General features: G+C 69.4%; 24 protein-coding genes. 11 read left to right on the top strand and 13 right to left on the bottom strand.

Annotated elements, in window-relative coordinates; genetic code table 11:
- Position 1 precedes the first annotated feature (1 nt).
- On the bottom strand, positions 2-772 hold the full coding sequence (locus tag ACTMTI_RS00455; RefSeq protein ID WP_441117410.1) for a DeoR/GlpR family DNA-binding transcription regulator: 771 nt from the start codon (positions 770-772) through the stop codon (positions 2-4).
- Between the two features lie 126 nt (positions 773-898).
- On the opposite strand from ACTMTI_RS00455, the gene ACTMTI_RS00450 reads away from it, so the two are divergent.
- From ACTMTI_RS00450 to ACTMTI_RS00435, 4 genes are read left to right on the top strand one after another with little or no spacing between them, the layout of a single operon-like run.
- Positions 899-1,771: an SIS domain-containing protein gene (locus ACTMTI_RS00450; RefSeq protein WP_441117409.1), complete on the top strand. Its 873-nt coding sequence runs from the start codon at positions 899-901 to the stop codon at positions 1,769-1,771.
- The gene (nagA, locus tag ACTMTI_RS00445; RefSeq protein ID WP_441117407.1) at positions 1,768-2,904 is read left to right on the top strand and encodes an N-acetylglucosamine-6-phosphate deacetylase; all 1,137 of its coding nucleotides are present in this window, start codon (positions 1,768-1,770) and stop codon (positions 2,902-2,904) included. The genes ACTMTI_RS00450 and nagA overlap by 4 nt, the downstream gene beginning before the upstream one ends.
- A complete protein-coding gene (locus ACTMTI_RS00440; RefSeq protein WP_441117405.1) occupies positions 2,901-3,812 on the top strand; it encodes a 1-phosphofructokinase family hexose kinase in 912 nt (303 codons plus the stop codon). Before nagA ends, ACTMTI_RS00440 begins: the two co-directional genes overlap by 4 nt.
- 11 nt (positions 3,813-3,823) lie before the next feature.
- The gene (locus ACTMTI_RS00435; protein WP_441117403.1) at positions 3,824-4,648 is read left to right on the top strand and encodes a class II fructose-bisphosphate aldolase; all 825 of its coding nucleotides are present in this window, start codon (positions 3,824-3,826) and stop codon (positions 4,646-4,648) included.
- A gap of 12 nt (positions 4,649-4,660) precedes the next feature.
- Here the strand turns inward: ACTMTI_RS00435 and ACTMTI_RS00430 are convergent, their stop codons facing one another.
- The 4 genes from ACTMTI_RS00430 to ACTMTI_RS00415 all read right to left on the bottom strand — a co-directional run bounded on the left by ACTMTI_RS00430 (position 4,661) and on the right by ACTMTI_RS00415 (position 7,389).
- On the bottom strand, positions 4,661-5,434 hold the full coding sequence (locus ACTMTI_RS00430) for a phosphotransferase family protein (RefSeq protein WP_441117401.1): 774 nt from the start codon (positions 5,432-5,434) through the stop codon (positions 4,661-4,663).
- 26 nt (positions 5,435-5,460) lie between these two features.
- Entirely contained in the window at positions 5,461-6,666 is a 1,206-nt protein-coding gene (locus ACTMTI_RS00425) for an RNA polymerase sigma factor (RefSeq protein ID WP_441117399.1), read from the bottom strand.
- A 22-nt stretch (positions 6,667-6,688) separates the two neighbouring features.
- Positions 6,689-6,937, bottom strand: a complete 249-nt coding sequence (locus ACTMTI_RS00420) for a hypothetical protein (protein ID WP_441117398.1) — start codon at positions 6,935-6,937, stop codon at positions 6,689-6,691.
- 74 nt (positions 6,938-7,011) lie between these two features.
- Positions 7,012-7,389: a DUF6157 family protein gene (locus ACTMTI_RS00415; protein WP_441117397.1), complete on the bottom strand. Its 378-nt coding sequence runs from the start codon at positions 7,387-7,389 to the stop codon at positions 7,012-7,014.
- 100 nt (positions 7,390-7,489) lie between these two features.
- Between ACTMTI_RS00415 and ACTMTI_RS00410 the strand changes: the two genes are divergently transcribed.
- Positions 7,490-8,101 carry a Uma2 family endonuclease gene (locus ACTMTI_RS00410; RefSeq protein WP_441117395.1) on the top strand — a complete coding sequence of 204 codons (612 nt, stop codon included), beginning with the start codon at positions 7,490-7,492 and terminating at the stop codon, positions 8,099-8,101.
- 174 nt (positions 8,102-8,275) lie between these two features.
- Here ACTMTI_RS00410 and ACTMTI_RS00405 read toward each other — a convergent pair whose 3' ends face one another.
- Both ACTMTI_RS00405 and guaB read right to left on the bottom strand, forming a co-directional pair.
- Positions 8,276-9,397: a GuaB3 family IMP dehydrogenase-related protein gene (locus ACTMTI_RS00405; RefSeq protein WP_441117393.1), complete on the bottom strand. Its 1,122-nt coding sequence runs from the start codon at positions 9,395-9,397 to the stop codon at positions 8,276-8,278.
- Positions 9,398-9,401: 4 nt separating this feature from the next.
- On the bottom strand, positions 9,402-10,883 hold the full coding sequence (guaB, locus tag ACTMTI_RS00400; protein ID WP_441117391.1) for an IMP dehydrogenase: 1,482 nt from the start codon (positions 10,881-10,883) through the stop codon (positions 9,402-9,404).
- Positions 10,884-11,354: 471 nt separating this feature from the next.
- On the opposite strand from guaB, the gene ACTMTI_RS00395 reads away from it, so the two are divergent.
- Both ACTMTI_RS00395 and ACTMTI_RS00390 read left to right on the top strand, forming a co-directional pair.
- The gene (locus ACTMTI_RS00395) at positions 11,355-12,371 is read left to right on the top strand and encodes a LuxR C-terminal-related transcriptional regulator (protein WP_441117389.1); all 1,017 of its coding nucleotides are present in this window, start codon (positions 11,355-11,357) and stop codon (positions 12,369-12,371) included.
- Positions 12,372-12,410: 39 nt separating this feature from the next.
- On the top strand, positions 12,411-12,788 hold the full coding sequence (locus ACTMTI_RS00390; protein WP_090930411.1) for a DUF5319 domain-containing protein: 378 nt from the start codon (positions 12,411-12,413) through the stop codon (positions 12,786-12,788).
- Here ACTMTI_RS00390 and ACTMTI_RS00385 read toward each other — a convergent pair.
- From ACTMTI_RS00385 to ACTMTI_RS00375, 3 genes are all read right to left on the bottom strand, one after another.
- Complete coding sequence (locus ACTMTI_RS00385) at positions 12,749-12,997, bottom strand: hypothetical protein (RefSeq protein ID WP_441117387.1); 249 nt, start codon at positions 12,995-12,997, stop codon at positions 12,749-12,751. The genes ACTMTI_RS00390 and ACTMTI_RS00385 overlap by 40 nt on opposite strands.
- Positions 12,994-13,629: a sigma-70 family RNA polymerase sigma factor gene (locus ACTMTI_RS00380; RefSeq protein ID WP_085995996.1), complete on the bottom strand. Its 636-nt coding sequence runs from the start codon at positions 13,627-13,629 to the stop codon at positions 12,994-12,996. The genes ACTMTI_RS00385 and ACTMTI_RS00380 overlap by 4 nt, the downstream gene beginning before the upstream one ends.
- Positions 13,630-14,199: 570 nt before the next feature.
- Positions 14,200-15,330 carry a serine hydrolase domain-containing protein gene (locus ACTMTI_RS00375; RefSeq protein WP_441117385.1) on the bottom strand — a complete coding sequence of 377 codons (1,131 nt, stop codon included), beginning with the start codon at positions 15,328-15,330 and terminating at the stop codon, positions 14,200-14,202.
- A gap of 272 nt (positions 15,331-15,602) precedes the next feature.
- Here ACTMTI_RS00375 and ACTMTI_RS00370 point away from each other — a divergent pair, with 272 nt between their 5' ends.
- Positions 15,603-16,322, top strand: a complete 720-nt coding sequence (locus ACTMTI_RS00370; RefSeq protein WP_441117384.1) for a helix-turn-helix domain-containing protein — start codon at positions 15,603-15,605, stop codon at positions 16,320-16,322.
- A 6-nt stretch (positions 16,323-16,328) separates the two neighbouring features.
- On the opposite strand, the gene ACTMTI_RS00365 is transcribed toward ACTMTI_RS00370, so the two are convergent.
- Positions 16,329-16,697, bottom strand: coding sequence for a winged helix-turn-helix transcriptional regulator (locus tag ACTMTI_RS00365; protein ID WP_441117383.1), 369 nt, complete (start codon positions 16,695-16,697; stop codon positions 16,329-16,331).
- A gap of 53 nt (positions 16,698-16,750) precedes the next feature.
- Here ACTMTI_RS00365 and ACTMTI_RS00360 point away from each other — a divergent pair, with 53 nt between their 5' ends.
- Positions 16,751-17,134, top strand: a complete 384-nt coding sequence (locus tag ACTMTI_RS00360; RefSeq protein ID WP_441117382.1) for a YybH family protein — start codon at positions 16,751-16,753, stop codon at positions 17,132-17,134.
- 149 nt (positions 17,135-17,283) lie between these two features.
- Here ACTMTI_RS00360 and ACTMTI_RS00355 read toward each other — a convergent pair whose 3' ends face one another.
- Positions 17,284-18,483 carry a cytochrome P450 gene (locus tag ACTMTI_RS00355; protein ID WP_441117381.1) on the bottom strand — a complete coding sequence of 400 codons (1,200 nt, stop codon included), beginning with the start codon at positions 18,481-18,483 and terminating at the stop codon, positions 17,284-17,286.
- Between the two features lie 9 nt (positions 18,484-18,492).
- Complete coding sequence (locus ACTMTI_RS00350; protein ID WP_441117380.1) at positions 18,493-19,152, bottom strand: TetR/AcrR family transcriptional regulator; 660 nt, start codon at positions 19,150-19,152, stop codon at positions 18,493-18,495.
- Positions 19,153-19,356: 204 nt separating this feature from the next.
- Here ACTMTI_RS00350 and ACTMTI_RS00345 point away from each other — a divergent pair, with 204 nt between their 5' ends.
- Positions 19,357-19,716 (top strand): YciI family protein, encoded by a 360-nt coding sequence (locus tag ACTMTI_RS00345; RefSeq protein ID WP_441117379.1) that lies wholly within the window; start codon positions 19,357-19,359, stop codon positions 19,714-19,716.
- Positions 19,713-20,975 (top strand): RNA polymerase sigma factor, encoded by a 1,263-nt coding sequence (locus tag ACTMTI_RS00340; RefSeq protein ID WP_441117378.1) that lies wholly within the window; start codon positions 19,713-19,715, stop codon positions 20,973-20,975. Before ACTMTI_RS00345 ends, ACTMTI_RS00340 begins: the two co-directional genes overlap by 4 nt.
- The last annotated feature ends 26 nt before the right edge of the window (positions 20,976-21,001 follow it).

Genomic DNA, 21,001 nt, shown 5'->3' with positions numbered 1-21,001 from the left:
GTCAGGCGCGTACGACCTTGACACCCGCGTCGCTGAGCTGTCCCGCGAAGGCGTCGGAGAGCTCGGAGTCGCTGACCAGCGTGTCGATCTGACCGATGGGGCAGATGCGGGAGAACGCCCGCTTGCCGACCTTCGAGGAGTCGGCCACCACGACGACCTGCGCGGCCCGGCTGATCAACAGGTTGTTGACGCTGGCCTCGCCCTCGTGGTGGGCCGAGGCGCCCAGCTCGATGTCGAGCGCGTCCACGCCGAGGAACGCCACGTCCAGCGTCACCTGCTCCAGCACGCCGGTCGCCAGCGGCCCGATGAGCTCGTACGACTGCTGCCTGGCCACCCCACCGGTCACCACGATCTTGACGTGCTGCCGCACGGTGAGCTCGGCGGCGATGTTGAGTGCGTTCGTGACGATGGTGAAACCGCTCTCCAGGGTGGACGACGTGGCAAGGGTGCGCGCCAGCTCGGAGGTCGTGGTGCCGCCGTTGAGTCCCACGATCGCGCCCGGCGTGACCAGCTCGGCCGCCGCGGCGGCGATGCGGTGCTTGGCGTCGGCATGCCTGGCCGTCTTGTAGCGCAGCGGCAGGTCGTAGCTCACGCTTTGCGCCACCGCGCCGCCCCGCGTGCGCATGAGCATCTGCTGCTGGGCCAGTTGGTCGAAGTCCCGCCGGATCGTCGCGGTGGAGACGTCGAGCGCCTGGGCGGCCTCCTCCACCGACAACCGGCCCTCCTGGGCCAGCAGCTCGAGGATGGAGTTCCAGCGGTCGTAGCGGGACACGGAGGCCTCCTAGCGGATGCGGTCAGGAGCAAGCGTGGCACACCGGGGAGACCAGAGCCACCACTGCACATTGCTGCACTAATATGATATGAAATCAGCAGAAACAATCAGTCATGGAGGCATGTGGTGACGACCCACACCGAGACCGAGATCGCGTCCCAGCCGTCGTGCTGGCGCCGCGCCGTCGAGAGCCTTCCTGCCGACGCGCTGCCGCGCCGGGGCGAGCGGGTCGCCGTCATCGGCTGCGGTACGTCGTGGTTCATCGCGATGGCGTACGCGGTGCTGCGCGAGCAGGCCGGGCACGGCGAGACCGACGCCTTCGCCGCCTCCGAGTTCCCCCTCGGGCGCCGCTACGACCGCGTGCTCGCGCTGTCCCGCTCGGGCACCACGACCGAGGTCCTGGAGCTGCTGGCCAGGACGGAAATGAGCACCACGGCCATCACCGCGGACCCGAAGACGCCGATCATGACGGCCGCCGGCGAGGTCGTCGTGCTCGACTACGCCGACGAGCGCTCAGTCGTGCAGACCAGGTTCGCCACCACGCAGCTCGCCCTGCTGCGCGCCGGCCTCGGTGAGGACCTCACCCAGGCGATCGCGGACGCCGAGGAGGCCGTGGCCGCGCCGCTGCCCGCCGAGCTGGTCGACGCCGAACAGTTCACCTTCCTCGGCACCGGCTGGTCGGTCGGCCTGGCGCAGGAAGCGGCCCTGAAGATGCGCGAGGCGTCCCGGTCGTGGACGGAGGCGTACCCGGCGATGGAATACCGCCACGGCCCGATCAGCATCGCCGCTCCGGGGCGGGTGACGTGGATGCTCGGCACCGCGCCCGACGGGCTGCGCGCGCAGGTCGAGGAGACCGGCGGAACCTTCTTCGAGACCGGGCTCGACCCGATGGCCGAGCTGATCCGCGCGCAGCGGGTGGCCGTCGCCAGGGCGTCCGCCCGCGGCCTCGACCCCGACGAGCCCATGCACCTCACGCGATCTGTGATTCTTTCTTCATGAGCCTTACTCTCGCCGACGCCAGGATCGTGACTCCCGAGGGAGTGCACGAGGGGTGGCTGACCATCGAAGACGGCCGCATCACGCACGTCGGCCGCGGATCCGCCCCCGGCCAGGGCCAGAGCATGGGTGGGCGGCACGTCATCCCCGGGTTCGTGGACATCCACAACCACGGCGGCGCGGGCGGCTCCTTCCCCACCGGCGAGCAGGACCGGGCCCGCGACGCGGTGGCGCTGCACCGCCGCCACGGCACCACGACGACCATGGCCAGCCTGGTCACCGACTCGCTCGCCGGGCTGACGCGGGCCACGGCGGCGCTGGCCGAGCTGTGTGACGAGGGACTGCTGGCGGGCATCCACTTCGAGGGCCCCTACATCGCCAGGAGCCGCTGCGGCGCGCACGACCCCACGCAGCTGCGCGAGCCGTCGCGTCACGAGTTCGCGGAGCTGCTCAAGAGCGGGCGCGGGCACGTACGCATGCTCACGATCGCCGCCGAGCTGCCCGGCGCGCTCGAGGTGATCCGCATGGCCGCCGCCGAGGGGGTGATCGCGGCCATCGGGCACAGCGACGCCGACTACGACCAGACGATCGCCGGCATCGAGGCAGGCGCGAGCGTGGCCACGCACCTCTACAACGCGATGCCGCCGCTGGGCCACCGTGCGCCTGGGCCCGTGGCCGCGCTGCTGGACGACGAGCGGGTGACGGTCGAGCTGATCAACGACGGCGTGCACGTACACCCGGCCATGCTGCGGCTGGCGTACGAGGTGGCGGGGCCGGGGAGGACCGCGCTGGTCACGGACGCGATGTCGGCCGCCGGGCTGGGCGACGGCGACTACGTGCTCGGCCCCATGCGGGTACGCGTGGAGGACGGCGTGGCCCGGCTGGTCGAGGGCGGCTCGATCGCGGGCTCCACGCTGACCATGGACGTGGCGTTCCGCCGCGCCGTGCGGGAGGTGGGCCTGTCGCTGCCCGACGCCGTACAGGTGACCTCGCTGACGCCCGCCCGGGTGCTGGGCCTGGCCGACCGGATCGGCTCGATCGCCGTCGGGAAGGCGGCCGACCTGGTGGTGCTCTCCGACGAGCTGGAGGTGGCCGGGGTGATGAAGGACGGCGGCTGGATCACGGAGCCGCGATGATCCTCACCGTGACGCTCAACCTGGCGCTCGACGTGACCTACCAGGTGCCGGCCGTCGACTGGGACGGGGTCAACCGGGTCGGCGCGGTGCACCGGCGCGCGGGCGGCAAGGGCGTCAACGTGGCCCGCGTGCTGGCCGCGCTCGGGCAGGAGGTGCTGGTCACCGGCCTGGCGGGCGGGCCGACCGGCCGGGCGATCGAGGAGGACCTGCGGGCGGCGCGGCTGCCGAGCGCGCTGTGCGCCATCGCCGCCGACTCCCGCACGACGCTGGCGGTCTGCGAAACGGGTGCGGCGTCCGGGGTGCGGCGCACGGCGCTGTTCAACGAGCCCGGCCCCGAGGTCACGGCCGACGAGCTGACGGCCTTCGTACGGCACTACACGTCGCTGGTGGCCGCCGCCGACGCGGTCGTCATCTCGGGCAGCCTGCCGCGCGGCGTGCCCGACGGCATCTACGCCACGCTCGCGGACCTCGCCGGCGTGCCGGTCATCGTGGACGCCGACGGGGAGCCGCTGCGCCACGCCCCCAAGGGACGGCCGGCCGTCGTCAAGCCCAACGCGGAGGAGCTGGGCAGGGCCGTGCCCGGCGGCACGCCCGCCGAGGGCGCGCAGGCTCTGCGCGGCCAGGGCGCCGAGGCGGTCGTGGTGTCCCTGGGCGCCGACGGGCTGCTGGCCGTGACCGGGGAAGGAACGTTCCGGGCGCGGATGCCGTACCCCGTGGTGGGCAACCCCACCGGCGCGGGTGACGCGCTGGTCGCGGGCCTGGCGCTGGGGCTGGTGGAGCCGGCGCCGTGGCCCGACCGGCTCAGGCGGGCCGCGGCGCTCGGCGCGGCGGCCGTGGCCGCGCCGGTGGCCGGGGAGTTCGATCGGAACGTGTACGCCGACGTCCATCCGAAGATCGTCATCACCTGAAGGAGCACGTCATGCCCCTCGCCGCCATCGGCGACATCGTCAGCCAGTCCCCCGCGGGCGTGGGCGCGTTCAACGTGATCCAACTGGAGCACGCCACCGCCATCGTGGCCGGCGCCGAGGCGCTCGGCCTGCCGGTCGTGCTGCAGATCAGCGAGAACTGCGTGCGCTACCACGGCGCGCTGGAGCCGATCGCGCTGGCCTCGCTCGCGGTCGCACGGCGGGCCGGGGTGCCGGTCGCGGTGCACCTCGACCACGCCACTGACCGCGCGCTCGTGGAGGAGGCGGTGGAGCTGGGGGTGGGCTCGGTGATGTACGACGCCTCAGCGCTGCCCGACGAGGCGAACGTCCACGCGACCGCCGAGGTGGCGGCCTGGTGCCACGAGCGCGGTGTGTGGGTGGAGGCGGAGCTGGGCGAGGTCGGGGGCAAGGACGGCGTGCACGCACCGGGCGCCCGGACGAAGCCGCACGAGGCGGCCGACTACGTCGCCAGCACCGGCGTTGACGCGCTGGCCGTGGCCGTGGGCACCTCACACGCGATGACCACCAAGGACGCCGTGCTGGACCTGGCGCTGATCGCCGAGCTGGCCGCCGCCGTGCCGGTGCCGCTGGTGCTGCACGGCTCTTCAGGGGTGCCCGACGACGTGCTGCGCGAGGCCGTACGGCACGGCATGAAGAAGATCAACATCGCGACGCACCTGAACAAGGCGTTCACCGGTGCCGTGCGCGACTATCTGGACCACGACCAGCGGGTCGTCGACCCGCGCAAATACGTGAAAGCGGGCCGGGACGCGGTGGCGCGGGAGGTCTCGCACCTGCTCGGCGTGCTCACGGGCTGAGCTCTTTCCTCATCACAATGACGCCAGCACCCGCTCGACCTGTCGCTGGAAGGTGCCCGGCGGGTTGCGCGGGCTCTCGTGCGACAGCAGGAACAGCCAGACGATCGCGTGCAGCTTGCGGCACTCGCGCAGCCGCCGCTCCTCCCGCGGGCCCAGCTCGAACCTCGGCGCGACCACCACTTCGCCCTCCACCCACATCGACACGTGCTCGGCCAGCTCCGCCAGCTCGAACGCCAGGTCGCTGCGCCCGGAGTCCTCGAAGTCGACGATGCGGACGCGGGCGCCGTCCCACAGGAAGTTGGCCAGGTTGCCGTCGCCGGCCCCGAACACCGGCCTCACCCCCGACTCGCCGGGCCGCCAGCTCTTCAGCCACCGCAGGCCCTCCTTCACGGCCCGGTCCGCCAGCGGGTCCCGCGGCTGCCAGGCCGCGGCCCGCCGCCTGATCCAGTCGGCGACCGCCGCGCGCTGCCACGGGCGTACCGGGATGGTCTCGAGCACCGGGTGCGGCACCGCGGCGTACATCTCGGTGAGGGCCTCGGCCAGGGCCACGGCGTGTACGGCCTCCCGCGCGATCAGCCCGCGCAGCGACACCCCGTCGATCCTGGACATCGACACCACGCCGTCCTCGAACGCGATCGGCGCCGGCGTCAGCCCGGGGGCGTGTTCGGCCAGCAGCTGCAGCGCCCGCCATTCGCGCTCGGCCGCGCCGGGCTTGCTGTCGACGTACCGCTTGGTGACGACGTCGCCGTCGTAGGTCAGCTCGTGCGTGTGCTGAAGATCGGCCACGACGGGATGCTACGGCACAAGGCGAATCAGGCATCCTCGTCCAGCGCCCGGCGCTTGCGCCGCAGGAGCTCCCGCTCCACCTCGTTCCCCGCCCGGCCGATCGCCGCCTCGTACGCCTGCGCCGCCTCCGCATCCCGTCCCAGCCGATGCAGCAGATCAGCGCGTACGGCATGGAACAGGTGATATCCCTCCAGATCCAGCCCATCGACGATCGCCAGCGCGGCCTCCGCTCCCGCCACCTCGGCCACCGCCACCGCCCGATGCACGGCGACGACCGGGCTCGGCTGGAACGCCAGCAACTGGTCGTACAGCCGGACGATCTGCTCCCAGTCCGTCTCCTCCGCCGAGGCAGCGTCGCTGTGCACCGCGTTGATCGCCGCCTGGATCTGGTAGGGGCCCGGTTGGTCGCGCCGCAGGCAGGCCCGCACGATGGCCTGCCCCTCCTCGATCAGCGCCCGATCCCAAAGGCCCCGATCCTGCTCGGCCAGCAGCACCATCTCGCCGGCGGCGTCGGTACGGGCCGGGCGCCGCGCCTCGATCAGCAGCATGAGCGCCAGCAGCCCCCAGACCTCAGGATCGCCGGGCATGAGCGCGGCCAGCAGCCGCCCGAGCCTGATGGCCTCGGCGCACAGATCCTCCCGGCCGAGCCGATCCCCGGAACTGGCCGCATAGCCTTCGTTGAAGATGAGATAGACGACCGCCAGGACGCCCCGGAGCCGCTCGGGCAGATCGGCCTCGCCCGGCACCCGGTACGGAATCTTCGCGGCCCGGATCTTGCTCTTGGCCCTGACCAGCCGCTGCGCCATCGTGGACTCCGGCACCAGGAACGCGCGGGCGATCTCGGCCGTGGTGAGCCCGCCGAGCAGCCGCAGCGTGAGCGCCACCTGGGTGGGGGTGGCCAGCGCCGGATGGCAGCAGGTGAAGATCAGGCGCAGCCGGTCATCATGGACGGGACCCTCGTCAGCGGCCTCGCCGGAGGCCTGCAGCAGGGTGGCCTCCACGTGCCGTTCGTGGCGGGTGGACTCCCTGCGCAGCCGGTCGATGGCCCGGTTCCGCGCCGTGGTGATGATCCATCCCGCCGGGCTCGGCGGCAGCCCGTCATCCGGCCACTTCCGCACCGCGACCGTGAAGGCCTCCTGCACCGCTTCCTCGGCCAGGTCGATGTCCCCGAAGACGCGGACGAGCACGGACACCGCCCGCCCGTACTCCTCCCGGAACACCCGCTCAACCATGGGCCCGTCCATGAGGTCCCCGCTATTCGCCGTGCTGGGCCCGGCGCGCCAGTGCCTCGACCGCGTTCTTGGCATCCCGCAGGGAGGCCCCCGTCACGTCCCGGTAGATCTTGATGCCCATGATGAGCTTCCCCTTCGCCAACGCCTGGTAGAAGGCCGGCGGCAGGAACGGCCCGCCCTCTTCCACCAACCGGGGATCGATGCCGAGATGCCGCTGGAGGTACGCGACCTGCTGCTCAAGACGGGCGATTCTCGCCTCAACCGACTCCATAGCGAAACCCTACGGGCCGAGAAGCACCTGCATGAGCTGTTATGACCGGCGGGATCGAAGCGCCCTGAGAACCTTCACCTCCGGCACGTCTCCGGCGGCGAGCCGCTCATACTCCGCGATTCCATGGGACACAGGCGCACCCGGCCGGCTTCGTCGCAGAGCAGGCCCCAGCCGTACTTCTTCGGCAGCGGCGACGCCCGCAGGCAGGCCTGTGGCTTGGCGAAGAACTGCGCGCGCAGCCGCGCACGCTCGGACGAGGGCCGGTCGTTGCGGATCAGCCAGCTCTCGAAGAGCACATCTTCCTGGGTCAGGCCGCCGGGATCGGCCGCGATCAGCTCGTACTGGACGACCGCGACCGTCTTCTTCCCACCTCTCGCGGCAGGCACCACGGCGCTGCTCACGGGACAGTCGTCCGCGACCGCGATGAGCGTGTCGTAATAGTTGAGGTCCACCCACGCATGATGCCGGGCCGCCATATCGGGACATAAGCAACGGTCCGCAGTATTCCAAGTACAGTGAGTAATGAGGCCTCGACGATGACGGGAGCTAATCGTGAAGGAGGAGTCACAAAAAGTGACCGTTGCTGTCATTACCCAGCAAGAAAAGTCGCGCGTCGTCTTGCCCGACTCGCCATCTCAGATGTGGGTTGACGGTGAGCTCCACGACTATCTCCACATCCCGCACGACGGCAGCCGAGTCGAAATCATCGATGGAGAGATCGTCGTATCCCCCGCCCCCCGCCTCATGCACAACGTCATCTGCACGGAGATCGCCAGCCTCATCCATGGGGCGCGTTCCAGGGACCCGTCATACCGATGGAGCAGTGTCGTCGGCAGCGGGCTGAACTTCATCGCCGTGGAGAACGGCTACATCCCGGATGTCACCGTCCTGGACGCCGAGGTCCTGCAGGAGGCGTTGAGGCTCAGGCAGATCCACCTGATCACCGATCAAGCCGAAATGGTCGTCGAAGTGACATCCCCCTCGACGGCGAGGCAGGACCGGCCTTCAACCGGCAAGCAGGCAGGCAAGGGCAAGTGGTGCGGTTATGCCCGGGCCGAGGTTCCCTACTACCTGCTTGTCGACCTCGACCCGGCCGTATCGAGGATCATCCTCTACTCGATTCCCGACCAGGCCTCCGGCGCCTACCTCCACGAGGAGAGCTAGGGTCTCGGCGAGACGCTGATCCTGCCGGATCCGATCCGCATTGAGATCCCCACAGAGGACTGGAAGCCCTGGGAGTGATCACTCCAGGCTGCCCAGCGTGACACCCACCCCATCAAGCAGCAGGTGCCGGAGGGACGCGAGCACCCCTCCGGCGGATGGTGAATTCCGGCAGGATCAGCGCTGGATCGGCGCGACGACGACCTCGACCCGCTGGAACTCCTTGATGTCGGAGTAGCCCGTGGAGGCCATGGTCCGCTTCAGCGCGCCCATCAGGTTCATCGACCCGTCAGCCACGCTGGACGGCCCGTGCAGGATCTGCGCCAGCGTCCCCACGGTCCCGAACTCGACCCGCCGCCCGCGGGGCAGGTCCGGGTGGTGCGCCTCCGACCCCCAGTGGAACCCATGCCCGGGCGCCTCGGCCGCGCGGGCCAGCGGCGAGCCCACCATCACGGCGTCGGCCCCGCACGCGATGGCCTTGGCGATGTCGCCGGACGTCCCCATGCCGCCGTCAGCGATCACGTGCACGTAGCGCCCGCCCGACTCGTCCATGTAGTCCCGGCGCGCCGCCGCGACGTCGGAGATCGCGGTGGCCATCGGCACGGCCACGCCCAGCACGTTACGCGTCGTGTGCGAGGCGCCGCCGCCGAACCCGACCAGCACCCCGGCCGCGCCCGTGCGCATGAGGTGCAGGGCGGCCGTGTAGGTGGCGCATCCGCCCACGATGACCGGCACGTCCAGCTCGTAGATGAACTGCTTGAGGTTGAGCGGCTCGGCGCGCCCCGACACGTGCTCGGCCGACACGGTCGTGCCGCGGATGACGAAGATGTCGACGCCCGCGTCGATCACGGCCTTGTGGTATTGGACGGTGCGCTGCGGCGACAGGCGCACGGCCGTCGTCACGCCGGAGGCCCTGATCTCCTCGATCCGCCGGCCGATCAGCTCTTCCTGGATCGGCGCCGCGTAGATCTCCTGGAGCCGCTTCGTGGCCGCCGCCGTGTCCAGCGTGGAGCACTCCTCCAGCAGCGGCAACGGGTCTTCGTACCGCGTCCAGAGCCCTTCGAGGTCGAGGGGGGCCAGGCCGCCCAGGCGGCCGATCTCGATGGCGGTGGCGGGCGACACCACGCTGTCCATGGGCGCGACGACCACGGGCAGCTCGAACCGGTAAGCGTCGATCTGCCAGGCGATCGAGACCTCCTCCGGGTCACGCGTGCGCCGCGAGGGCACCAGGCCGATCTCGTCAAGCGAATACGCCCGCCGCCCGGACTTCCCCCGGCCGATCTCCACCTGCTGAGTCATGAACTTACCTTCTGTGATAGTTCGGGGCTTCCACGGTCATCTGGATGTCGTGGGGGTGGCTCTCCTTGAGCCCTGCCGAGGTGATCGGCATGAGCTCGCAGTCCGTGTGCATCTGCTCGATCGTGCGACATCCGGCGTACCACATGCCCTGGCGCAGCCCGCCGACGAGCTGGTGCGCGACGGCCGCGACCGGGCCGCGGTAGGGCACCTGCCCCTCGATGCCCTCGGGGATGTACTTGTCCTCGCCGCCGACGTCGGCCTGCGCGTAGCGGTCCTTGCTGAAGGAGGCGCCGCCGCGCTCGCGGTTGCGTACGGCGCCCAGCGAGCCCATGCCCCGGTACGACTTGAACTGCTTGCCGTTGATGAAGATCAGCTCACCGGGCGACTCCTCGCACCCGGCGAGCAGCGAGCCCAGCATGACCGTGTTCGCACCGGCCGCGATCGCCTTGACGATGTCGCCGGAGTATTGCAGCCCGCCGTCGCCGATGACCGGGACCCCCGCGGGCCCGCACGCCTTGGACGCCTCGTAGATGGCCGTCACCTGCGGCGCGCCCACCCCGGCCACCACCCGGGTGGTGCAGATGGAGCCGGGTCCGACCCCCACCTTGACCGCGTCCGCGCCCGCGTCGACCAGCATCTGCGCGCCCGCCCTGGTCGCGATGTTGCCGCCGATGACCTGCACCTTGGCGTTGGCCTTGATCTTGGCGATCATGTCGGCCAGTCCTTTGGAGTGCCCGTGTGCCACGTCCACGACCACCACGTCGACCCCGGCCTCGATCAGCGCCTTGGCGCGCAGCTCGGCGTCGCCGCCCACACCCACGGCCGCACCCACGAGAAGGCGCCCGTCGGGATCCTTGGTGGCCAGCGGGTATTGCTCGCTCTTGGTGAAGTCCTTGACCGTGATCAGGCCGCGCAGCCTGCCCTCGGAGTCGACCAGGGGCAGCTTTTCGATCTTGTTCTTCCTGAGCAGGGCGAACGCCTCGTCGCGCGACACCCCTACCGGGGCGGTGACGAGCGGCATCTTGGTCATGACCTCGCGTACGGGCCGCGAATGGTCGTTCTCGAAGCGCATGTCGCGATTTGTCACGATGCCGACGAGCGTGCCCGACACGTCCGTCACCGGCACCCCGGAGATCCGGTACGTCGCGCACAGCCGCTCCACGTCGGCCAGCGTGTCGTCCGGGCTGCAGGTGACCGGGTTGGTCACCATGCCGGCCTCGGACCGCTTGACCAGGTCGGCCTGCTGGGCCTGCTCGTCGATGGACAGGTTGCGGTGGAGGATGCCGATGCCGCCCTGGCGGGCCATGGCGACCGCCATGCGAGCCTCGGTGACGGTGTCCATGGCCGCAGAGACCAGCGGGATGGACAGCGTGATGCCCCGTGAAAGACGAGATCTGGTGTCGGCCTCACCTGGCTGGAGGTCTGAATAGCCCGGCACCAGCAGCACGTCGTCGAAGGTCAAACCCATCTCGGTGAACTTGGACATGCTGCGGCCCCCTCCTGCCGATGCGCTGATTCCAGTAAGTCTAGGGCCTGCGTCCAAACGCACTCATGGCGGTAGGGGCGACCGGGGCCGGCGCCGGGGAGAACCATGACCACGCACTGATGCCGGGAGGACGATGACCCCCACGGTCCGTCGTACTCCCGGCATCGAAAGTGCCGGGCGACGGGACGGTCGGTGATCCGTCCCATCGCCCGGCCACCGGCATCCGGGTGCAGAGGCGCAACGCGCCACCGAACCCCCCTCCGCGTCCTGATGGCCAGCGCCTCCGCGCCCGTTTCAGGATGCCGACGCTAAGTGAATCCTGCGTTACTCAACGGCACATCGCAATGTGAAAACGTGCAATTGCACGAAGTTGCACCTCCCCTCCCATGAGTCGGCGCAAGACCCGGACACGGGCGTAATGCGGCGTTATTCTCACGGCACGCCCGTGTACCCCCTACGGAGCCGCCCACAATGCGTAACGAGTCCCAAATCCGGTCCGAACCATTCGAGACGCTGGGCCTCGACCCGGCCCAGACGGCGCTCTACACAGCCGTCCTGCGCCTGCACAGAGCGACGCGCACCGATCTTGCGCAGGCCATGGACGGCCCGGTCGAGAAGGTCGGCCGCCAGCTCGACGACCTGGTCAAACTGGGAGTGGTCGACGAGCAGTCGGGAGAATACCTGGCCCGGCATCCGGCCGCCGCGCTCGGCCGGTTGATCGCCGAGCGGCTCGACCGACTGGCCGAGGAGAGCCGGATGATCGACTCGGCGTTCGGCTCGATTCGCAGGCTGATCAGCGATTACGACGCCGGGCGGGACTACCAGAGCGGCTCGTTCACAGTGGAGATGGTGAACGGTGCGGACGCGCTTTACGAGAGCGTGGTCGGTATCGCCGTACAGTCCCATTCCCCACCGATGCATTTACTCACCGCAGTTCCGGACGAGCGCACCATGACCGATTTTGCCCGCAAATTTGCGGATTCGTGGATTGATGCGCAGAAACGAAACTTGCTCATCGTCCACGCTGTCATCCCGGTGTCCACCCTGACGCTGCCCGGCGTCCGCGACCAGCTGACCCAGCTGATCGAGGCGGGCGGCCAGGTACGCACCCTCGCCACGGTGCCGAGCTGGTTCATGACGGCGGGCGCGGAGGTCGCCGGCCTGCCCCCGTTCTGGGGAGGCAACCTGCCCGACCACGCGTACAACTTCTATCTAGTGCGCACGCCCATCGTGGTCGGCATGCTGCGCGCCCTGTTCGACGAGCTGTGGGCCAGGGCCGTGCCCCTGCCCTGGGGCCGCCGGGGCGACGGGATGGTGCAGGTCCTGCGGCTGGCGGCGCAAGGCATGTGCGACGACTCCATCGCCCGCCAGCTCGGAGTGTCGGTCAGGACCGTACGCGCCAGATTCGCCGACGCCATGGCCGAGCTGGGCACTCAATCCCGCTTCCACGCAGGTGTGGAGGCCACTCGTCGCGGATGGCTGAGCTAATACTCACCGCTGGGGCCGCATCGGTCATATGGTGGGAAGGTGCTGGAAGACGTCCCCCGCGACCCGTTCGCGGACGACCCGAACGACCCTTCCTCAGCGATGGGCGCGCTCGACGACGCTGAGCCGCTCACCGCAGCCGAGCGCGATGAGGCCATCACCGACCTTGCCGACGTCGAGGTCTTCCGCTCCCTGCTCGAACCTCAGGGGGTGCTGGGTCTCGTACTTGACTGCCCGGAATGCGGCGAGCAGCACTTCTTCGACTGGGAGCTACTCCGCGGCAACCTACGACAAATGATCGAGAAGGGCCAGCCCCAGGTCCACGAGCCGGCCTTCCACCCGGACCCGGCAGACTACGTCAGCTGGGAGTACGCCAGAGGCTACGTCGACGGCGTCATCGACACGGAGGAACGCCGCTGACCCACCTCACCGAGCCCGGAACCGCCGAGCCCGGCGTTGTCGAGTACGGCATTGTCGAGCACGGAGGACGACGGCCGCCGGCGCCTGACATCATCGACCAGGGCGGCCAGCAACCGCACGGCCGGATCTGGATCGCCTGAGTCAGGCGGCACCTCTCCACGACCGAGCGCATCGAGCAGCGCGTCGGTCTCCCCCTCGTCTGGCGTCAAGCGGACTCCAGCTCCGCCATCTGCCGCAGCCTGGCCAGCGCCCGATGCTGGGCGACGCGGACCGCACCTGGTGACATACCGAGTACATTACCGGTCTCCTCCGCAGAGAGACCCGACACCACCCGCAACAGCAGCAACTCCCGCTGATTCTCCGGCAGCCTTGCCAGCAGCCTGCGCGCGTGCTCCACCTCGATGTAGCGGACCACGGTCTCCTCCGGCCCCGGCCCCTCGTCGGGCCCGTCGGGCAGGTCCTGAGTCGGTACGGCCGACCGCACCGAACTCCGCAACGCATCGGCCACCTTGTGCGAGGCGATCCCGAAGACGAAGGACGCGAAAGGCCGTCCCATGTCCCGGTATCGCGGCAACGCGGACAACACCGCGATGCACACCTCCTGGGCAACATCGTCGGCAATGTGATATTGCCCTGAAACCCTGCCCAGCCTGGCGCGGCAATACCGCACCACCATGGGACGCAACTCGCCGAGCAGAGATTCGATCGCACTGCGATCTCCCTGTACGGCGAGGCTCGTCAGTTCCCTAAGGTCGGAGTCATCCGTTCGTGCCGGAAGTCTCGACGCGAGCCTTACCCCAATTTTGGCGTCGGCGACGCTTCCCTCGCTCACGATAGGCATGATGCCCGCACTGATCCGGCGTGTCGTCATAGCGAACGGCTACGGATTGGTCACATTGAAGCGACGATAACTAACCGTAATCAAATGACCACACTAAGGCTTAAGTACCGACATAATGTTTCACTCATAAGCCGAAATGCGCGACAATTGTCAGACCCCAGACGCTTATCCCCTACTTCTGGTTTACTCCAATAATCCACCTTTTCCCCCACTTCCCCCCAAAGCGCCAGGCGGCGGCCTCCCGGCCCCGGCGCCCCCCTGCTCGGCCTGCCGCCCAAGACTTCCATGGAAGCCATCCGTACGGCGCCGTCATGGAATGCCTCATCGGGCGCGCCCTCCGCGCACCATGATCTACAGCCGGCGGTTTCTTGTCCCGCTCTCCGGGACCCGGTCGCGGAGGAGTTGGAGACCGATCGGAGCCGGCACAGCGCGGAGACCCGCTGCGATGATCACGTCGGTGAGCGCCGCCGTCTTTGGTTTGGTCCAGCCCGATGTCCGGCGGCTCGCCCGCACGATAGGACTGGGCGACGACATAGCAGCGTATGGTGCACGTTGCGGGGGTGGCGTGATTCAGCGGGTGGCGGGCTCGGCGGCGAGGGCGTTATCCGGGCTGAAGGCCGCGTCGAGCACGTCGGTGAAGATTCCCATGGGCGGGACGCCCCAGTCGCCGTTGACGTTCTGGACGGACACGCGCTTGCCGTCGCGGGTGCCGTACAGGTAGGACCAGGTGCCGGTGATCATGCCGCCGTGGCCGTAGACGGTGGTGCCGCAGGGCAGCTCGACCGAGGAGATGCCCAGGCCGTAGCTGTAGCCGTCGAGCCACTTGCCGTCGGGCACCGGGGTCATGGTGAACATCTCGTTCTGCTGTGCGGGCGGGAGGAGCCGGCCCTTCAGGAGCGCGCCCAGGAAGGTGTTAAGGTCGGCGGCGGTGGAGATGAGCTCGCCGACCCCGAAGGCGTACGACGGGCTCAGCTCGGTCACGTCGTGGACCGGGGCGTCGGCGTCGGGCAGCATCAGCTTGGAGTAGGCGCATGTGTGCGGGCCGCGGAATCCTGTCTCGTCGCCGGGAGCGTACGTTCCGGTCAGCTTGAGCGGGCGGGCGATGCGATATTCGATCGCGTCGGCGTACGACATGCCGGCCGCCTTTTCCACGATCATGGCGGCGAGGACGAAGTTGGTGTTGGAGTAGCCCCAGTCCTGGCCCGGCTGGAAGTCGGCCGGGTGGGACACGGCGATCTTCACCAGGTCCTCGGGGGTCAGCTTGTCGAAGCGGTGCTCCAGCAGGGCGGGGGTCCAGTAGCGCTCGAGCATGCCTTCGTCGAGGGTGTAGGCGAAGATGCCGCTGGTGTGGTTGAGGAGCTGCCTGATGGTGATTTTCGCGCCGTCGTGGCCGTTGCCCTGCACCAGCCCGGGCAGCCACTGCTCCACGGTGTCGTCGAGACTGAGCTTGTACTCGGCGGCCAGTTGCAGCACCAGTGTGGCGGTGAAGGTCTTGGTGATGCTGCCGACGCGGAACTGGTCCTGTGCCGCGCGTTCCCGGCCGGTGGCGATGTCGGCCACGCCTGCCGCGCCGAACCACTGCCGTGCGCCGTCGCGGATCTCAGCGATCATGCCGGGGTAGCCCTGCTCGGCCACGGCCCGCTCCAGCAGGCCCTGGACCTCGGCCTGGCCGGGGACGATCGTCATCGGGTAGTCGCTCATGGGGATCTCCTTCAAAACAAGGGAGGCCGACCGGCCTCGCCGCTGTCGCGGAGCTTCGCGACATCGCAAAAGTTACGTTGCATTCTCCTATTTCGTCAATCACGAAAGCGCGAAAGAGCTTCATCACTGCAGGTAGACACGCATAAATCGTTGCAACATGGCTGACGATTAATGCAACTCACCCGCTCCTACGGATTGCAATATGCTGTCGTCGAACCAGGAAGCTTCATCGGGCCGCACGCGACGGCCGAGCGACCACGAGGTGGATGCCGATGCCCGGAGACAGGCTCACCCAGCAGGACCGCCGGCACATCGCCGCCGGACTGGCCGACGGCCTCACCTACGCCGAGATCGCCCGGCGCCTGGAGCGGCCGACCTCGACCGTCACCCGCGAGGTGATGCGCAACGGCGGCCCCGCCGACTACCGCGCCGACCACGCCCACCGGGCCACCGAACGCCGCGTGCACCGGCGCAAGACCACCCCTCCGGCCGCGGCCCCCGGCGGCGCCGACGCCTTCGGGCGCGACCCGCAAACGGTGCGCGAGGTGGCCGACCAGCTCACCGACCTGCTGGTGCAGGGCGGGATCCCGCAGATGATGGCCAAAGTGCTGGCCGCCCTGTACACCACCGACACCGGCAGCCTCACCTCCGCCGAGCTGGTGCGACGCCTGCAGGTCAGCCCGGCATCGATCTCCAAGGCCGTCGGCTACCTCGAAGATCAGGAGCTCATCAGACGCGAACGCGACCCCCGCCGGCGCGCCGAACGGTACGCCATCGACGACGACGTCTGGTTCCAGGCCATGCTGGCCAGCGCCCGCGCCAACGCCCTGCTGGCCGACGCCGCCCGGCAAAGCGCCCAAACTCTCGGCACCACCACACCCGCCGGCATCCGGCTGGAGAACATGAGCCAGTTCCTCAGCCGCGTCGGCGACGACCTGGTCCGCTCTGCCGAGCACTGGCGCCAGGTCTACTCCCCGCCAGACCGCCGGTGACCAGCGCTACTGCTGGGCGCCCCAGTCCCAGAGCGCTTGGAGGACGGGGCCGAGGCGGCGCCCATGAGGGGTGAGCCCGTAGTGCGTACGGGGTGGCCAGCCGGGCCGGCGGTGGCGGTCGAGGACACCGACCTCGGTGAGGTGGGCCAGCCGGTCGGAAAGGACCTTGTCCGACAGCGCGGGCAGCGCCTCCCGGAGCGCGGTGAAGGTGCGCTCACCCTGCAGCAGCTCGCGGATCACCAAGGTCGTCCACCGGCCTCGCAGAGCATCGAGGGTGATCTCCACCGGGCAGGACGGGGTGGGCTCGGTGACGTTCGCGCGGGGGTCATCGGGCAGGCCCGGACGGGCCGGGTGACCAACCGTTTGGTGAGTCACGAGGGCGCCTCCTAACGTTTGCCGCGTCTCAGCGCTTTCTGAAAGGTGTGTCGATGCAGCTTGCCAAGCGTCCAGAGGACGTGCCCATGGTATTCGCCGAGCGATTCAACAGCGGCGATCTGTCAGCGGTGATGGAGGTGTACGAGAGCGGGGCGGTGTTCGTACCCGAGCCGGGGTCCGCGCTCACCGGGACCGGAGCCGAGGCGGCGAACGCCGATTTCCTGGGCCTCGGCCTGCCGATCACCGTGCGGCCACGGCACGTCTACACCACCGGCGACCTCGCGTTGCTGATCGTGGACTGGGTCATCGACGGCACGGACAGCGGCGGGTCGCCCGTGCACATCGAGGGCACCGCCACCGACGTCGCCCGGCGCGGGCCGGACGGCTGCTGGCGGTACGTCATCGACAACCCCTTCGGCGTGCGCCTGGATGCTTAGCGAGGGCGCGCCCGCACGGTCACGCGCTCGGTTCGGCTGTATCCGGTGAGAGCCGCGTACCCGGTGCGATGTCCCCCACGACGCCGGCGATGCGCTCAGGTCTCTCCGCCGCGGCCCCGGCGTCGGGGAGGACTTGGATGTCGTGGTGGCTAGATCAGCGGGAGGCGGCGCACTCCCGTCATGGTCGGCGTGGGCATGAAGTCCACGGGGTCGTCCGGATCGGTGCGCAGGGAGCCGAACCGATCGAGCAGGATGTCGAGGGCGACCCGTCCTTCCAGCCGGGCCAGGGGCGCGCCCAGGCAGAAGTGGATGCCACGGCCGAAGCCGAGATGCGGGTTGGGGTCGCGGGCGGGGTCGAAGACGTCGGGGTCGGGAAACTGCCGCGGGTCTCTGTTGGCCGCGCCCAGCCAGACCATGAGCAGTTGATCGGCCGGTATCGTCACGCCGCCGAGTTCGACGTCGCGCGTGGTGGAGCGGCCGAGTGCGGCGAACGGGGTGAAGAAGCGCAGGGATTCCTCGATCACGGCCGGGATCGAGGCGCGGTCGGCCCGGACCCGGTCCTGCTGCTCGGGGAAGGCGTCCAGGCACAGCACCGTGTTGCCGAGCAGCATCGTCGTGGTGATGTGCCCGGCGAGCAGGAGGATGATCGCGAAGTTGACCACCTGGTCGTCGGGAAGGCGTTCGCCGTCCACCTCGGCCTCGACCAGCTTGGTGAGCAGGTCGGCGCGTGGCTGTCGCCTGCGCTCCGCGGCGTGGCCGGCGAGATAGTCGGTCATTTCCTTCCACGGTTTCAGCGTGGCCTGCATGTCCACGCGCTGTTCGCCGGCGGGCTCGGTGAGTGAGATCTTGGCATCGCGTTGGAACAGCGCATCGGCCCACTGCTTGAACAGGGCGCGATCGCTGCTGGGCACCCCCAGCAGCTCGGCGATGACGATGACCGGAAGCGGATAGGCCAGATCGGTCACCAGCTCAAACCGGCCGCGATCGCCCGCCGCGTCGAGCAGGTCGTCGGTGATGGCGGCGATCCTCGGCTCGAGATCCGCGACGACCTTCCGGGTGAAGGCGCTGCTGACCAGCTTGCGCAGCTTGCCGTGCTCCGGCGGGTCGATCTGGGTGATGAAGCCCGCCATCGAGAATTCTTCGCTCTCCGGCATCAGGTGCTTGGGGATCACGCGCATGGTGTCAGAGGAGAAGGTCGCGGGGTCACTGAGGATCTCCTGGACCTCCGGGTAACCGTAGACGTTCCAGATGCCGCTGCCGGCGTCGAACTCGACCGGCCGGCCCGATCGCGGCCCGTGCAGCCAGAAGTGCTGCGAGGGGATGTTGTACCGCTCGACGATGTCAGCCATCGCCTCTCCTTAGTCGTAGATCCACTTGCGGTAGGGCGGGATCAGTTCCTCGAAAATCGAGATGTACTCCGTGGCCGCCGCGGCGAGCACCTCCGCGGAAGGCTCCGCGGCCGGCTCGAAGGCGTGCCGTACGGTGAAAGCGAGCGAGTCGGCCCTGGCTTCGACGTCCAGCTCCGAGTCCGCCACCTCATGACCGTTGAGCAGGTAGAAGCCCGTCTGCGCGGCGGTCATCGTGTACCGCAGGTTGGGCACGTCGGTCCTGAGCAGCGCGAACCGGTCCGCCACACGGAAGAAGCGGTCGGCCGCGAGGAGGTCGTGGCTGCGCAGCTGATGGTTGGCGAGCTTGCCGAGCAGCTCAAGATCCGTGGTGAACAGCGCCTGGAGGAGCGGCTTGCGGCTCATGGCGAGAAAGGACGCGCGCGCGAAGCGGTGCGGCCGCACCTGCGCCGGATCCCGGCGCAACATCGCGGTGAACTCCTCCACGACCTCGATGGACTCACGTAGCAAGAGCGCCTCGAAGAGCTCGTCCTTGGTGCGCCAGTGCAGGTAGATGGTGCCCTTGCCGACCTCGGCCCGCACCGCGATGTCTTCGACGGTGACCTTGCGATATCCGTGTCGAAGGATCAGCTCACCCGCCGCGTCGAGAATCCGGTCGGCCCGCTCGAACACTTGCGTGCCTCCTGACTGGATATGAAATCTGGTCATCAGTCACGCTACGCCGTGCCACGGCCCCGTTCAAGACTTCCCGCTCGTTCGCGGCCGGCGTACGGGGCCACATCACCCCGATGCCCATCTAATCTGGGCCAGTGCTGTCGATTCCGGGCCGGCCGTCCGACGTAAGGGTGTAGGGCGTCTACCCGAGATGGAGAACCCATGGCCCAGTACGCGATCCTGCTGTACGCGAAAACCCCCGCCGACGCCGATGACCTGACACCTGAGCAGCGCCAGGCGCACGACCGGCACGGCCAGGACGTGCCGGCGCTCGGCGGCACCATGCTCACGGCGTTCGCGCTGCAACCCACTACCACCGCGACCTCGATCCGCGGCGACGTGATGACGGACGGCCCTTTCCTCGATGCCAAGGAGGTCGTCGCGGGCGTCTACGTGATCGAGGCCCCCGACCTCGACGTCGCCCTGGACATCGCCCGGCGCAACCCGATCATCCAGCAGGGCGGCGGCGTCGAGGTACGCCCCGTCGCGAGCGGCTTCATCCAGGCGCCCGCCGGGGGATGACCGCCGTCGAGGCTGCGGTCGCGGACGCGCACCGTCGCGGGTGGGGACTGGTTCTCGCCTCGACGGCGCGCGTCGCGCGCGACCTGGACCTGGCCGAGGAATGCGTGCAGGAGGCGTATGCCGCCGCGCTGGTGGGCTGGGCGCGCGACGGGATCCCGGACAACCCGGAGGCCTGGCTCACCACCGCGGCCAAGCGCCGCGCGATGGACGCGGTACGGCGCGAGCAGGTGTTCCGCTCGAAGCTGCCGTTGCTGGTGGAATCCGAGGAAATGGCGGACGAAATGGTGCCCGTGAAGGAGCCGGAGGACGCCGTGCCGGATGAGCGACTGCGGCTGATCTTCATGTGCTGCCATCCGGCGCTGGCGCAGGAGGCGCAGTTGGCACTGACTCTGCGGCTGGTGTGCGGGGTGCCGACCGGTGACATCGCCCGGGCGTTCCTGGTGTCGGAGCCGACGATGGCCGCGCGCCTGACGCGGGCGAAGAAGAAGATATCGGCCGCCCGGATCCCGTACCGGGTGCCGGGAGCGGCCGAACTGCCCGATCGGCTGAGCGCGGTGCTCGGGGTGATCCATCTGCTGTTCACCGCCGGGCACACCGCGCCGTCGGGTGCGTCGCTGATGCGTGCAGACCTGGTGGACCAGGCGCTGCACCTGGCCCGGATGCTGCGCGAGCTGATGCCCGACGAGCGGGAGGTGTGGGGCCTGCTCGCGCTGCTGCTGGGCAGCGACGCCCGGCGGGCCACCCGGGTCGACGCCCACGGCCGGCTGCTGCGACTGGAGGAGCAGGACCGATCGCGGTGGGACCGGGCGGCGATCGCCGAGGCGCACGACCTGATAGTGGACGGCCTGCGTGGTGGGCGACCGGGGCGTTATGTGCTGCAGGCCGCGATCGCCTCGCTGTACGCCGAGGCGCCGGCCTACGAGCAGACGGACTGGCCGCAGATCGTGACGATGTACGACGCGCTGCTGGCGGTGTGGCCGTCACCGGTGGTGGCGTTGAACCGCACGGTGGCGCTGGCCCGCGTCTCCGGCCCCGCGCGAGCGCTGGCGGAGGTCGAGGAGCTGGAAAAGGACGGCCGGCTCGCGGGATACCACTACCTGCCGGCGATCAAGGCAGACCTGCTGCGCCGGCTCGGCCGCGCCGACGAGGCCGCGGCCGCCTATCGGCAAGCACTCGGGCTGACCGCGAACGAGGCCGAGCGTGAGTTCCTGGCCGAGCGCCTGGCCGCCCTTCGAGCGGCAGTGGATCACGAGGCGTGACAAGCAGAGGCTTGTAGGCCCTCATA

It is taken from the genome of Nonomuraea sp. H19 (assembly GCF_052068215.1).
Classification (GTDB): Bacteria; Actinomycetota; Actinomycetes; order Streptosporangiales; family Streptosporangiaceae; genus Nonomuraea.
Note: the sequence above shows the minus strand (reverse complement) of the source record. Positions and strands in the feature narration are given on the sequence as shown.